Below are 12,422 nucleotides of genomic sequence, written 5' to 3'. Positions count from 1 at the left end.
CGCCGTGAACTCCAGTTACGCCGTTCCCGCCGTGGCCCTCGTCGTCCTGGCGACCATCCTCGTCGGCGCCTTCGGTCTGCGGATCTCCCGCACCACCTCCGACTTCTACGTCGCCTCCCGCACCGTCGGCCCCCGCCTGAACGCGGCCGCGATCAGCGGCGAGTACCTCTCCGCCGCGTCCTTCCTCGGCATCGCCGGCCTGGTCCTGGTCCAGGGCCCCGACATGCTCTGGTACCCGGTCGGCTACACCGCCGGCTACCTGGTCCTGCTGCTGTTCGTCGCCGCCCCGCTACGCCGCTCCGGCGCCTACACGCTGCCCGACTTCGCCGAGGCCCGGCTCGCCTCGCAGGCCGTGCGACGGCTCGCGAGCGCCTTCGTCGTCGGCGTCGGCTGGCTGTATCTGCTGCCCCAACTCCAGGGCGCGGGGCTCACCCTGACCGTGCTGACCGGCGCCCCCGACTGGCTCGGCGGAGTGATCGTCGCCGCCGTGGTCACCGTCATCGTCGCCGCCGGCGGCATGCGCAGCATCACCTTCGTGCAGGCCTTCCAGTACTGGCTCAAGCTCACCGCCCTGCTCGTACCCGCACTGTTCCTGGTCCTCGCCTGGCAGAGCGACGGGGCGCCCAGCCACGCCTTCGACGAACCCGCCACCTTCCGCGAACAGCGTGTCGTCCGCGTCGACGACACCGTCGACCTGCGGATCACCGCACCGCTGGCCGTCACCGTGGACGGCACCGTCGACGGCCGCGAACACGACGGCACCGAGGTCCGCCTGCCCGCCGGCACCCACCGCATCGACGGCGGCACCCGGCTGATCTTCGCCAAGGGGTCCGAGGTCCCGGCCGCGGGACGCGGCGCCGACGACGCCCTCTCGCCCTCCCGCGCCGAGTCCCGCGAGGAACGCCCGCTGTACGCCACGTACGGGCTGATCCTCGCCACCTTCCTCGGCACCATGGGCCTGCCGCACGTAGTGGTCCGCTACTACACCAGCCCGCACGGCGTCGCCGCCCGCCGCACCACCGTCGCCGTTCTCGGTCTGATCGGCGCCTTCTACCTGCTGCCCCCGGTCTACGGAGCCCTCGGCCGCCTGTACGCCCCCGAGCTCACCCTCACCGGCGACGCGGACGCCGCCGTGCTGCTGCTGCCCGGCCGGATGTTCGGGGGAGTGGGCGGCGACCTGCTCGGCGCGCTGGTCGCCGGGGGAGCCTTCGCCGCGTTCCTGTCCACGGCGTCCGGGCTGACCATGGCCGTGGCCGGCGTGATCACCCAGGACGTCCTGCCCTCGCGCGGCGTACGGCACTTCAGGCTCGGCACGGTGCTCGCCATGGCCGTCCCGCTCCTGGCCAGCATCCTGGTCGGCGGGCTCCCGGTGGCCGACGCCGTGGGGCTCGCCTTCGCCGTGTCGGCCTCCTCGTTCTGCCCGCTGCTCGTCCTGGGCATCTGGTGGCGCCGGCTCACCCCGCCCGGCGCGGCGGCCGGGATGCTGGCCGGCGGCGGCTCCGCCTTTCTCGCCGTCGCCGCGACCATGGCCGGCTACCCGGGCCAGGGAGCCTGGCACGCGCTCCTCGCCTGGCCCGCCCTGTGGTCGGTGCCGGTGGGCTTCCTCACCATGATCCTGGTCTCCCTGGCCACCCCCGGCCGGGTGCCGCCCGGCACGGCGGTAGTGCTCGCCCGGTTCCACCTGCCGGAGGAACTACGGACGGAGGTGTCCAAGTGAGTGGATTCCTGGCGGGCCTGTGCGTCGCCGTCCTGCCTCTGCTGGCCGCGGGCTTCTGGCTCGGCCGGCGCACCGCACGGCCGCCCGGACTGGCCGGCCTCGGCACACCTGTCGAGCACGCCACCTTCGAGACCCTGCACACCGCCTCCCTGGCCACACCCCCGCTCCGGGCCGGACTGACCGAGGAGACCGCCGGCCGGTCCGCCCGCAAACTGCGCTCCCTGCTCGGCACCGACGCCCTGTGCCTCACGGACCGCGAACAGGTCCTCGTCTGGGACGGCGCCGGCGCTCATCACCGCACCGAGATCATGGAACGCCTGGCCGGGCCCCTCGACTCCGGCCGCGGCGAGGCCTTCCCACTCACCTGCGACACCCCCGACTGCGCGGTGCGCTGGGCCGTCGTCGCCCCGCTCACCGTCGACGACCGGGTGCACGGCGCCCTCGTCGCCTGCGCGCCCCGCGAGTCCGCGGTCCTGGTCCGGGCGGCCGGAGAGGTGGCCCGCTGGGTTTCCGTCCAGCTCGAACTGGCCGACCTCGACCAGTCCCGCACCCGCCTGATCGAGGCCGAGATCAGGGCGCTGCGGGCGCAGATATCCCCGCACTTCATCTTCAACTCGCTCGCCGTGATCGCCTCGTTCGTGCGCACCGACCCCGAGCGCGCCCGTGAACTGCTGCTGGAGTTCGCCGACTTCACCCGCTACTCGTTCCGCAGGCACGGCGACTTCACCACCCTCGCCGACGAGCTCCACGCCATCGACCACTATCTGGCGCTGGTCCGGGCCCGCTTCGGTGACCGCCTCTCCGTCATCCTGCAGATCGCCCCCGAGGTGCTGCCGGTCGCGCTGCCCTTCCTCTGCTTGCAACCGCTCGTCGAGAACGCCGTCAAACACGGCCTCGAGGGCAAGGCCGACAAGTGCCACATCCAGATCACCGCACAGGACGCCGGCGCCGAAGCCCTCGTGGTGATCGAGGACGACGGCGCCGGAATGGACCCCGGCCTGCTGCGGCGCATCCTCGCCCGCGAGGTCGGCCACACGGGGGGCATCGGGCTGTCCAACGTCGACGACCGGCTCCGCCAGGTGTACGGCGACGACTACGGCCTCGTCATCGAGACCGCGGTCGGCGCCGGCATGAGGGTCACCGTCCGGCTGCCGAAGTACCAGCCGGGCGTGCACCTGACGGGCCGGCTCACACCGAAGTGAGCCGGCCCGTCAGGTGCGGACCGCGGGCGGCCCGGCCACGGACCGCGGGCGGCTCAGGCGCTGCGCGTGGCGACCATGGCGAGGGTGATCAGTCCCAGGACGGCCCAGCCGAACCACAGCCATCCGTTGCTGCCGAGCGCCACCGTGTAGGCCGTCACGGCGACGAGCCCGCCGACGGTGAGCATTCCCATGGTCTTCGTCGAGGTGGAACCGTTGTTGGAAACGGGCATCGCGACACCCTCCTCATGGTTCGGTTCCCTCCATGGTGCCCCCGTTCCGCCTTTTTGCGGTGCACACGACGACATGTGCGCCCGTTTCCCAGGACCGCTCACCGGTCCACGACCCGGCTTCGTGGACGGACGGGTCGAAGCCGTAGTCACGCGGGGGCACATCACGGGCGCACGCCGCGTCCGACACCTCGCGCGCCTCGGCGAGCGTGACATCCTCGCCCAGTCGGGTGAATCCGAGGACCTGCTCGTCGTACCGGCCGCCGCACGGCACCAGTAGGGCCTGACGCCCCGGACGCGCGTCCAGGCAGTCCCGGCGCTGCATCGGCACGGTGTCCGTGAACACCGTGCCGAACGGGCGCCGGCCGCCGAGCGGCCCGTACGTCGGCCCGCGCGCCCCCAGGACCAGACAGGCGGTGCGCCGCCCGGCCTCCTCGAACCCCTCCGGGACCGGTACGACGGCGAGCGGGCGCACTGCGGCCATACGCCCGCGGAACTCCCGCGTGGCCTCCTCGCACCGGGCCGGACCCAGCTCCCGAGCCTCCTCGGCGGAGGAGGCTCCGACGAACCCCACGACCTGCCCGTCGACCTCCCGACCCGCCCCGCCGGCACAGGCCGGTTCGACGCTGAGCCGGGGCACGCCCGTGAACCGGCGGCCGCCGGGCCAGACGGCGCGCACACAGTCGCCCCGCTCGAGCGGCTCGGCGAGCCCCACGGCATCTCCGTACGGCGCCGTCACCACCCCGCCGTGGCCCGTCCGGTCGGCCAGCGCGTACCAGGCGCCCCCCAGGGCCAGCACCACCCCGAGCCCGACGGCGACGGCGGCGCGCAGGACGGGGTGGCGCGGGCGCTGGTGCGTGGGGACGGTCCCGGCCGCCGAGGGGCCCGCACGTCCCGCAGGTATCGCACGTGCCGCGGGATCCGCAGGTTCAGCGGCTCCCGCACGTCCCGCGGCTCCCGCACGTCCCGCGGCTCCCGTGGGCCCTGTAGTGCTCGTGGCAGGCGCTGCCATGCTCCCGGGCGGGTCCGACGAGGCCCAGGGCGGCTGGGAACCCAGATCGGTGGGCGGCCGGGTGTACGACTCCGACCGGGGCGTGACGAGCCGCGACAGCTCCGCTTCCAGCATTCGGGCGGGTGTCCGCCGCTGGGGATCCTTCTCGAGCAGACCCCGTAGCACCGGCTCCAGGGCGCCCGCCCGCACCGGCCGGCGAGGCTCCTCCGTGACCACCGCCGCGATCGACGCGAGCGGCGACTCCCGCTCGAAGGGGCCGCGCCCCTCGACGCCGTGGTACAGCGTGCAGCCCAGGGAGAACAGGTCGGCGGCCGGCGTCGCCGGACTCCCGATGGCCCGCTCCGGCGCCAGCCAGCCCGCGGTGCCGACCACCCCCGACGCCATGGTGTACCGCGTCTCACCGGTGTCGGGCTGCACGGAGATGCCGTAGTCGGTGAGCAGGACCCGCCCGTACGGGGCTCCGGTGCGGTCCGGGGCGAGCAGGATGTTCGCCGGTTTCACGTCCCGGTGCAGTACGCCCCGCTCGTGACCGGTGGTCAGCGCGTCCAGCACGGCCAGCCCGATCCGGGCGCACTCGGCGGGGGCGAGCGGGCCGCCCCGGGCGACCAGCTCCCGCAGATCGACGGCGCCCGCCACGTGCTCCATGACGATCCACGGCAGGCCTTCGTGCTCCATGACGTCGTGCACGGTCACCACATGCGGGTGATCACGCAGACCGGCCGCGTGCCGGGCCTCCGCGCGGGCACGGGCGACCCTGGTCTCCCGCTCCTGGCCGGGCTCGGCCGGATCGTGGAACACGATCTCCTTGAGGGCGACCTCACAGGCGAGTCTCTGGTCATGGGCCAGCCAGACATGCCCCATGCCACCCCGGCCCAGCCGGTGCAGCAGCACATAGCGGCCGGCGACGACCCGGCCCGCTCCCGACGACGACGCGCGCAGTGCCATGACCGCTTCCCCCCGGCGGCTCGCCCTGGCGGCTCATGCTACTGAACGGCGGCACCCTTCAGGTGAATCGGGAAGAAAGTGAGCGAGGAGGAGAGAAAGGGATCGAAAGGGGCTCATTTCCCGGTTGCGTTCAATGAGGTCAGATAGGCGTTGTACGCCTCGAGTTCCTTGTCCCCGTCGCGGTCCGCGGCCCGGTCGGTGCGCTTGGCCTGCCGCTGGTCCGAGGCGTACCACTGGAACAGCAGCGCGATCAGCACCAGCACGGACGGGATCTCGCTGAACGCCCAGGCGATACCGCCGGCCGCGTTCTGGTCGGAGAGCGCGTCGATGCCCAGGGAGCCAGGCGGATTCTGGAAGCTTGTCACCATCGGGGTGGACGCCATCATCAGCGCGATGCCGAAGAACGCGTGGAACGGCATGCCCGCGAACAGCTCCAGCATCCGCATCAGGTGCCCCGGCCGGTGCGGGCCCGGGTCCACGCCCATGATCGGCCAGAAGAAGACCAGGCCGACGGCGAGGAAGTGCACCATCATCGCGATGTGCCCCACCTGGGAGCCCATCAGGAAGTCGAACAGCGGGGTGAAGTACAGCGCGTACAGGCTCGCGATGAACATCGGGATGGTGAACAGCGGGTGGGTGACGCCCCGCATGTAGCGGCTGTGCAGCAGCATCAGCAGCAGTTCGCGCGGCCCCTTGCGGCCACGGGCGGCCGGCGGCAGGGCGCGCAGCGCCAGTGTGATCGGGGCGCCGAGCAGGATCAGGATGGGCGACACCATGCTGATGACCATGTGCTGCACCATGTGCACGCTGAACATGACCATGCCGTAGTCGTTCAGCGCGGTGCACATCATGAGCCCGACGCTCAGCACGCCGACGAAGAACGACACGGTCCGTCCGATCGGCCACTTGTCGCCGCGCCGCACCAGACGGACGACCGCCCAGCCGTACAGCGCCAGCCCCAGCAGGCAGGCGACGAGGAAGAACGGGTCCGCCGACCAGGCGAGCCCTCGCCCCAGCGTGAACGGCGGCAGATCCATGGTCGTGCCGTGCCCGCTGTGATCCATCCGCCGGCTCCGTTTCGTGGGGGTTGTGCGCCGTCTGTCCGCACCAGAGTAGAACCGCCCCCGGCCGCGACGGCGACCGGGGGGGGGCGGCTTCACCCGGCGGCTGCCGGAACGTCAGGCGCTACAGGACGCACTCCGCCTCGGCGTAGCGGTCGTCGGGCACCGTCTTCAGCGTCTCGACGGCCTCGGCCAGCGGCACCGTCACGATGTCCGTGCCGCGCAGCGCCGTCATCCGCCCGAACTCCCCGCGGTGCACGGCCTCCACGGCGTGCCAGCCGAAGCGGGTGGCCAGCACCCTGTCGTACGCCGTCGGTGTCCCGCCTCGCTGGGTGTGCCCGAGGATCACCGGACGCGCCTCCTTGCCGAGCCGTGTCTCCAGTTCCACGGAGAGCTGCCGCGCGATCCCGGCGAACCGCTCATGGCCGTAGACGTCCCTGGCGCCCTCGTCGAAGTCCATGGTCCCGGCCCGCGGCTTGGCGCCCTCCGCGGCGACCACGATGGCGAACCGCTTGCCCGCGGAGAACCGCGCACCGACCTTCGCGGTCAGCTCGTCGATGTCGAAGGGCCGCTCCGGTACGACGATCGCGTGCGCGCCGGCCGCCATGCCGGAGTGCAGCGCGATCCAGCCGGTGTGGCGGCCCATGACCTCCACGATGAGTACCCGCTGGTGGGACTCGGCGGTCGTCTTCAGCCGGTCCAGCGCCTCGGTCGCCACACCGACGGCCGTGTCGAAGCCGAAGGTGACGTCGGTGACGGCGATGTCGTTGTCGATGGTCTTCGGCACGCCCACTATCGGCAGGCCGTTGTCCGACAGCAGCCGGGCCGCCTTCAGCGTGCCCTCACCGCCGATCGGGACGATCGCGTCGAGGCCGAGCTCCTGGACGTATCCCCTGGCTCGCTCCACACCGTCCCGCAGATGCTCGGGACGTACCCGGGAGGAGCCGAGGATGGTGCCGCCGCGGGCGAGGATGCCACCCACCGCGTCGAGGTCGAGCTTGAGGTAGTCGCATTCCAGGAGGCCCTTCCAGCCGTCCCGGAAGCCGATGACCTCGTCGCCGTGGTCGACGACGGCGCGATGGACGACGGAGCGGATGACGGCGTTCAGGCCGGGGCAGTCGCCGCCGGACGTGAGGACACCAATGCGCATAGCCCGAAACAACCTTCTAGCCGTGGGCCGGGACCGGACCGCGTCGTCCGGCTCGATCCCCGCCACCCTAGCGGCACCGGAGGGTGGGGTCGAAGCGCGCGTCCGCCTACTGGACGACCCCGCTCACCTGTGCGGACCAGCTGTCGGACGGGCCGGATGGCACCGGCCCGTCCGGACGCGGTCGCGGGTGTTACGCGGGCTGCTGCGAGGCCGCGATGCGCTCGCCCCGCAGTGCCTCGTACCAGTGGTCGTCGGTCGGCGGCAGCGCGTTGACGTCGAGCGCCAGTTTCAGCAGCAGGTCCGCGATCTGCGGGTTGCGGGCCAGCACCGGACCGTGCATGTACGTGCCGAACACGGTGTCGTTGTAGGCGCCCTCGGTGCCGTCCCCCGTGCCGTTTCCGTTGCCGAAGCGCACCCGGGCGAGCGGGCGGGCCGTCGGACCGAGGTGGGTGACGCCCTGGTGGTTCTCGAAACCGGTCAGTGGCGGCAGACCCAGCGGCGGGTCGATGTCGCCCAGCACGTCGCCGACGCACCGGGCGCCCTCGCCGCGCACCGAGACGACGTCGAGCAGGCCGAGGCCGGGCTCCCGCTGGCCGAGGTCGTTGATGAACTCGTGGCCGAGGATCTGGTAACCGGCGCACACGGAGAACACGATCGCGCCGTTTCCCACCGCCCGGTGCAGGCCGCCGTCCCGGCGCAGCCGCTCGGCAGCGAGCCGCTGCGGACGGTCCTCACCGCCGCCGATCAGGTAGATGTCGCCGGACGTCGGAATCGGCTGGTCACTGCGCACATCGAGCCGGGACACGTCGAGCCCGCGCTGCCGGGCCCGGCGCTCCACGACGAGCACATTGCCCTGGTCACCGTAGGTGCTCAGCAGGTCGGGGTAGATCCATACGATCCGCAGACCGTTGTCGCTCATGAAGTCACTGTCCTTGTGAGTACGTCGCGATGCGTCGCCGGCGTCAGTTGCCGACGCGGCGGCGCAGGTCCTGGAACGCGGTGTAGTTGGCGATGACCTCGATCCGGCCGGGCGGGCACTGCTGCAGCGCCTGGTCGAGGTCCTCACAGACCTGGAACTGCTGGTTCGCGACCTCGAGCCGCACCGCGAGGTCCAGCTTCCGGTCGCCGAGGACGACGATCGGGTGACCGGTCAGCCGGGTGTAGTCGACGTCCCACAGCCAGGAGGTGTCGGTGCCGTCGGCGGAGCGGGCGTTCACCGACAGGATCACCGGGGTGGGCGGGGGGTCGATGAGCGAGAACGTCTCCAGCCAGCCGGCGGGGTTCTTGGCGAGCAGCAGCCGCAGGTCACGGCCCTGGTACTGGACGACGTCGTACCGGCCGGCGACGGCCTGCACCTGGTACATGCGCTCCAGGGCGACCTGCGGGGGTACCCCGAACACCGCGGCGACGGCCGCGGAGCTCGCGGCGTTGGCCTTGTTGGCGCGGCCCGGCAGCTGAAGGTGGATCGGCCAGGCGGAGCCGTGCGGGTCGAGGACGTGGTCGCCGGAGAGCGCCCAGCTCGGGGTGGGACGGCGGAAGCCGCACTCGCCGCAGAACCAGTCGTCGCCGGGGCGCTGCATCACACCGCCGCAGGACGGGCAGGACCAGGCGTCGTCCTTCCACATCTGGCCCGCGGCGACCCAGATCACGTTGGCGGAGGAGGACGCGGCCCATACGACCAGCGGGTCGTCGCAGTTGGCGACGACGACCGCCTTGGAACCGGCCAGACCCTCGCGCCAGTTCTCCGCGAGCATCCGCGTCTCGCCGGCCCGGTCGAGCTGGTCGCGGGAGAGGTTGAGCAGGGCGATGCACTTGGGGTCGGTGTCCCGGGCGACGCCGGCGAGGTACTTCTCGTCGACCTCGATGACGCCGAACTTCGACTCCGAGCCGCCCGCGAGCGCCGAGGTGATGCCCGCGGGCATGTTGGCGCCCAGGGCGTTGGACACGACCGGACCGGCGGCCTGCAGGGCCTCCGCGATGAGCCGGGTGGTGGTGGTCTTGCCGTTGGTCGCCGACACCAGGATGCAGTCCAGGTTCTGGGCGAGCCGGGCGAGGAGATCGGGGTCGAGTTTGAGCGCGACCCGGCCGCCGATCACCGAACCGCTGCCGCGTCCCGCGGCGCGTGATGCCGCTGCGACCGCCCTGCCCGCGGTCACGGCCAGCTTGGCCCGCGGCGTGAGCGGGTCCGAGTTGCCTGCCATCAAGTCTCGATCCTCCTTGCGTACGCGCCGCGCCTGTGGCTGACGGCCACGTGGTGTGAACCTCAGCCTATCGAGATCCATTCGCACTCCAGAACCACGTCACCACCCATGAGACGGGCGTTGCTGCAAGGACCGTACTCTGACGGCCATGCGAGACGGTTCCATCCCCGGTGTCCACGGTCGTGTCCGGCCCCTCACGCTGCTCGGCGACCCGGTGCTGCACGCGCCCTGCGAGGAGGTGACCGACTTCGGCCCGGAACTGGCCCGCCTCGTGGAGGACTTGTTCGCCACGATGTACGCCGCGCAGGGTGTGGGCCTGGCCGCCAACCAAATCGGAGTGCCGCTGCGGGTGTTCGTGTACGACTGCCCGGACGACGAGGACGTCCGTCATCTGGGACATGTGGTCAACCCGCGACTGGTCGAGACGGACGGGGTGGTGGTGCGCGGCCCGGAGGGCTGTCTGTCGCTGCCGGGCCTGGAGGCGGGGACGGAACGTCACGATCACGCGGTCGTCGAGGGCCGCACGGTGACGGGTGAGCCGGTCACCGTGCACGGTACGGGGTTCTTCGCCCGGTGCCTGCAGCACGAGTGCGACCACCTGGAGGGCCGCGTCTACGCCGACCGCCTGACCGGCCGGCGCCGGCGCAGGCTCGGCCGCCAGGTGCGGCGGGCCTCCTGGAACGGGCGGGACCGAGGGGCGGGCGGTGCTGGGGAGGCGGAGGGCTGAGGGAGCGGACGGGATCGGGGGGACGGGCGGTCTCCTGGAGCGGACGGGAGCGGTGGAGCAGGCGGGCCCGCCGAGGCGGGCCGGGGGCCGGGGCTCAGAACCCCGGACCGCCGACCCGGTCGCCCGCCGCCGCCAGCCGGCCCCACAGCAGGTCGGCCAGGCTGTGCACCAACTCGGCCCGGGAGCAAGGCCGTTCGCCGAGCCACCAGTCGCCGGCCGCGTGCATCATCCCGACAATCCCGTGTCCCCACACGCGGGCCAGTTGCCGGCTGCCGGGACCGAGGTCCAGCCGCTCCTCGATGACCTGGGCCAGCTCCTCGCCCATGCGCCGCAGCAGCGGCGCCGAGTGCTTGCCGACGTCGAAGCCCTGGTCGCCGGGTGAACCCTCCGCCGGGTGCATCAGGAACCGGTACACCTGGGGACGCAGCTCGATCGCCGCGAGATAGGTGTCCAGGGTGTTCTCGACCCGCTCCCGCCGGTCCGCCGGGGCGTCCAGTGCCGCCCGCAATGAGGCCAGCAGGGCATCGGTGTGCCGCTGGGCGAGGGCAGCGTACAGTCCTCCCTTGTCGCCGAAGTGCCGGTAGAGGATCGGTTTGGTGATGCCCGCCTCGGCGGCGATCGCGTTCATCGAGGCGTGCGGGCCGTCGCGCAGCACCACCCGGTCGGCGGCCTCCAGCAGCTCGCGCCGGCGGCGGTCGGCGGACCGTTGCTGATCGGTCCGCTGTGTGGTGTCCATGATCTCTCCCCACCCCTGCTGAGTCGGTGACGCCTGCGCAAACTAACACTGACGGTGTGACCAGCGGCGAACGGGATGACGGGGCCCAGGGGAGTTGACTTTCCCTACCAGCCGGTAACAGACTCTGGTTACCGTAAGTAACATGCATGTGCGTCGCCGCTGGAGGGGACATGGCCGAGTTCATCATGGAGCTCAACGAGGAACAGAAGGAAGTCCGGGACTGGCTCCACGGCTTCGCCGCCGATGTGATCCGCCCCGCGGCCGCCGAGTGGGACGAGCGCGAGGAGACTCCCTGGCCGGTCATCCAGGAGGCCGCCAAGGTCGGCATCTACTCGCTCGACTTCTACGCCCAGCAGTACTTCGACGCCACCGGCCTCGGCATCCCCATGGCGATGGAGGAACTGTTCTGGGGCGACGCCGGCATCGCCCTGTCGATCGTCGGCACCGGCCTCGCCGCTGTCGGCGTCCTCGCCAACGGCACCGAGGAGCAGATCGGCACCTGGATCCCCCAGATGTACGGCGACGTCAACGACGTCAAGGTCGCCGCCTTCTGCTCCTCCGAGCCCGACGCCGGCTCCGACGTCGCCTCCATGCGGACGCGTGCCGTGTACGACGAGGCCAAGGACGAGTGGGTGATCAACGGCACCAAGACCTGGGCGACCAACGGCGGCATCGCGGGCGTCCACGTCGTCGTCGCGGTCGTCGACCCGGAGCTCGGCTCCAAGGGCCACGCCTCGTTCATCATCCCGCCGAACACCCCCGGCTGCTCCCAGGGCCAGAAGTTCAAGAAGCACGGTATCCGCGCCTCGCACACCGCCGAGGTGATCCTGGACAACGTCCGTGTGCCCGGCTCCTGCCTGCTCGGCGGCAAGGAGAAGCTCGACGAGCGCCTCGCCCGCGCCCGGGAGCGTGCCGAGCAAGGGGGTGAGAGGGTGAAGAACGCCGCGATGGCCACCTTCGAGGCCTCCCGCCCGGCGGTCGGCGCCATGGCGGTGGGCACCGCCCGCGCCGCCTACGAGGTCGCCCTGGAGTACGCGCAGACCCGCGAGCAGTTCGGCCGCCCGATCATCGACAACCAGGGCATCGCCTTCCAGCTGGCAGACATGCGCACCCAGATCGACGCCGCCCGCCTCCTGGTGTGGCGTGCCTCCTGGATGGCCGTGAACGGCAAGCCGTTCACGGCGGCCGAGGGCTCGATGTCCAAGCTGTACGCCAGCGAGACCGCCAAGCAGGTCACCGCCCAGGCGATCCAGATCCTCGGCGGCAACGGCTACACGCGCGAGTACCCGGTGGAGCGCATGCACCGCGATGCCGCTATTTACACCATTTTCGAAGGCACGAGCGAGATCCAGCGTCTGGTCATCGCCCGCACCCTGTCCGGCATGCCCATCCGCTAGGCACCGCAAGGAGCTGGGGGCGGGGGAGCGGCGGCCCGGTGGCGCGA

At 71.9% G+C, this 12,422-nt stretch carries 11 protein-coding genes; 4 read left to right on the top strand and 7 right to left on the bottom strand.

Going from position 1 to position 12,422, the window contains the following annotated elements; genetic code table 11:
• Nucleotides 1-4: 4 nt before the first annotated feature.
• Both ACFPZI_RS17410 and ACFPZI_RS17405 read left to right on the top strand, forming a co-directional pair.
• Complete coding sequence (locus ACFPZI_RS17410; protein WP_381363986.1) at nucleotides 5-1,717, top strand: sodium/solute symporter; 1,713 nt, start codon at nucleotides 5-7, stop codon at nucleotides 1,715-1,717.
• Entirely contained in the window at nucleotides 1,714-2,919 is a 1,206-nt protein-coding gene (locus ACFPZI_RS17405; RefSeq protein ID WP_381363984.1) for a sensor histidine kinase, read from the top strand. Before ACFPZI_RS17410 ends, ACFPZI_RS17405 begins: the two co-directional genes overlap by 4 nt.
• A gap of 53 nt (nucleotides 2,920-2,972) precedes the next feature.
• Here ACFPZI_RS17405 and ACFPZI_RS17400 read toward each other — a convergent pair whose 3' ends face one another.
• From ACFPZI_RS17400 to ACFPZI_RS17375, 6 genes are all read right to left on the bottom strand, one after another.
• The gene (locus tag ACFPZI_RS17400; protein WP_381363982.1) at nucleotides 2,973-3,149 is read right to left on the bottom strand and encodes a hypothetical protein; all 177 of its coding nucleotides are present in this window, start codon (nucleotides 3,147-3,149) and stop codon (nucleotides 2,973-2,975) included.
• A gap of 13 nt (nucleotides 3,150-3,162) precedes the next feature.
• Complete coding sequence (locus ACFPZI_RS17395) at nucleotides 3,163-5,103, bottom strand: serine/threonine-protein kinase (RefSeq protein ID WP_381363981.1); 1,941 nt, start codon at nucleotides 5,101-5,103, stop codon at nucleotides 3,163-3,165.
• Nucleotides 5,104-5,216: 113 nt separating this feature from the next.
• A complete protein-coding gene (locus ACFPZI_RS17390; RefSeq protein ID WP_381363979.1) occupies nucleotides 5,217-6,167 on the bottom strand; it encodes a cytochrome c oxidase assembly protein in 951 nt (316 codons plus the stop codon).
• Between the two features lie 121 nt (nucleotides 6,168-6,288).
• The gene (locus tag ACFPZI_RS17385) at nucleotides 6,289-7,314 is read right to left on the bottom strand and encodes a 6-phosphofructokinase (RefSeq protein ID WP_381363977.1); all 1,026 of its coding nucleotides are present in this window, start codon (nucleotides 7,312-7,314) and stop codon (nucleotides 6,289-6,291) included.
• Nucleotides 7,315-7,504: 190 nt separating this feature from the next.
• Nucleotides 7,505-8,233, bottom strand: coding sequence for a type 1 glutamine amidotransferase (locus tag ACFPZI_RS17380; protein ID WP_055609394.1), 729 nt, complete (start codon nucleotides 8,231-8,233; stop codon nucleotides 7,505-7,507).
• 43 nt (nucleotides 8,234-8,276) lie between these two features.
• On the bottom strand, nucleotides 8,277-9,515 hold the full coding sequence (locus ACFPZI_RS17375; RefSeq protein WP_381363975.1) for a Mur ligase family protein: 1,239 nt from the start codon (nucleotides 9,513-9,515) through the stop codon (nucleotides 8,277-8,279).
• 148 nt (nucleotides 9,516-9,663) lie between these two features.
• Between ACFPZI_RS17375 and def the strand changes: the two genes are divergently transcribed.
• The gene (gene def / locus ACFPZI_RS17370) at nucleotides 9,664-10,242 is read left to right on the top strand and encodes a peptide deformylase (protein WP_381363973.1); all 579 of its coding nucleotides are present in this window, start codon (nucleotides 9,664-9,666) and stop codon (nucleotides 10,240-10,242) included.
• Nucleotides 10,243-10,336: 94 nt separating this feature from the next.
• On the opposite strand, the gene ACFPZI_RS17365 is transcribed toward def, so the two are convergent.
• Nucleotides 10,337-10,978 (bottom strand): TetR/AcrR family transcriptional regulator, encoded by a 642-nt coding sequence (locus tag ACFPZI_RS17365; RefSeq protein ID WP_381363971.1) that lies wholly within the window; start codon nucleotides 10,976-10,978, stop codon nucleotides 10,337-10,339.
• A 170-nt stretch (nucleotides 10,979-11,148) separates the two neighbouring features.
• Between ACFPZI_RS17365 and ACFPZI_RS17360 the strand changes: the two genes are divergently transcribed.
• Entirely contained in the window at nucleotides 11,149-12,375 is a 1,227-nt protein-coding gene (locus ACFPZI_RS17360) for an acyl-CoA dehydrogenase family protein (RefSeq protein ID WP_381363969.1), read from the top strand.
• Nucleotides 12,376-12,422: the final 47 nt, after the last annotated feature.

This window comes from Streptomyces chlorus (assembly GCF_042655885.1).
GTDB lineage: Bacteria > Actinomycetota > Actinomycetes > Streptomycetales > Streptomycetaceae > Streptomyces > Streptomyces chlorus.
This window is presented reverse-complemented; position numbering and strand designations above follow the sequence as displayed.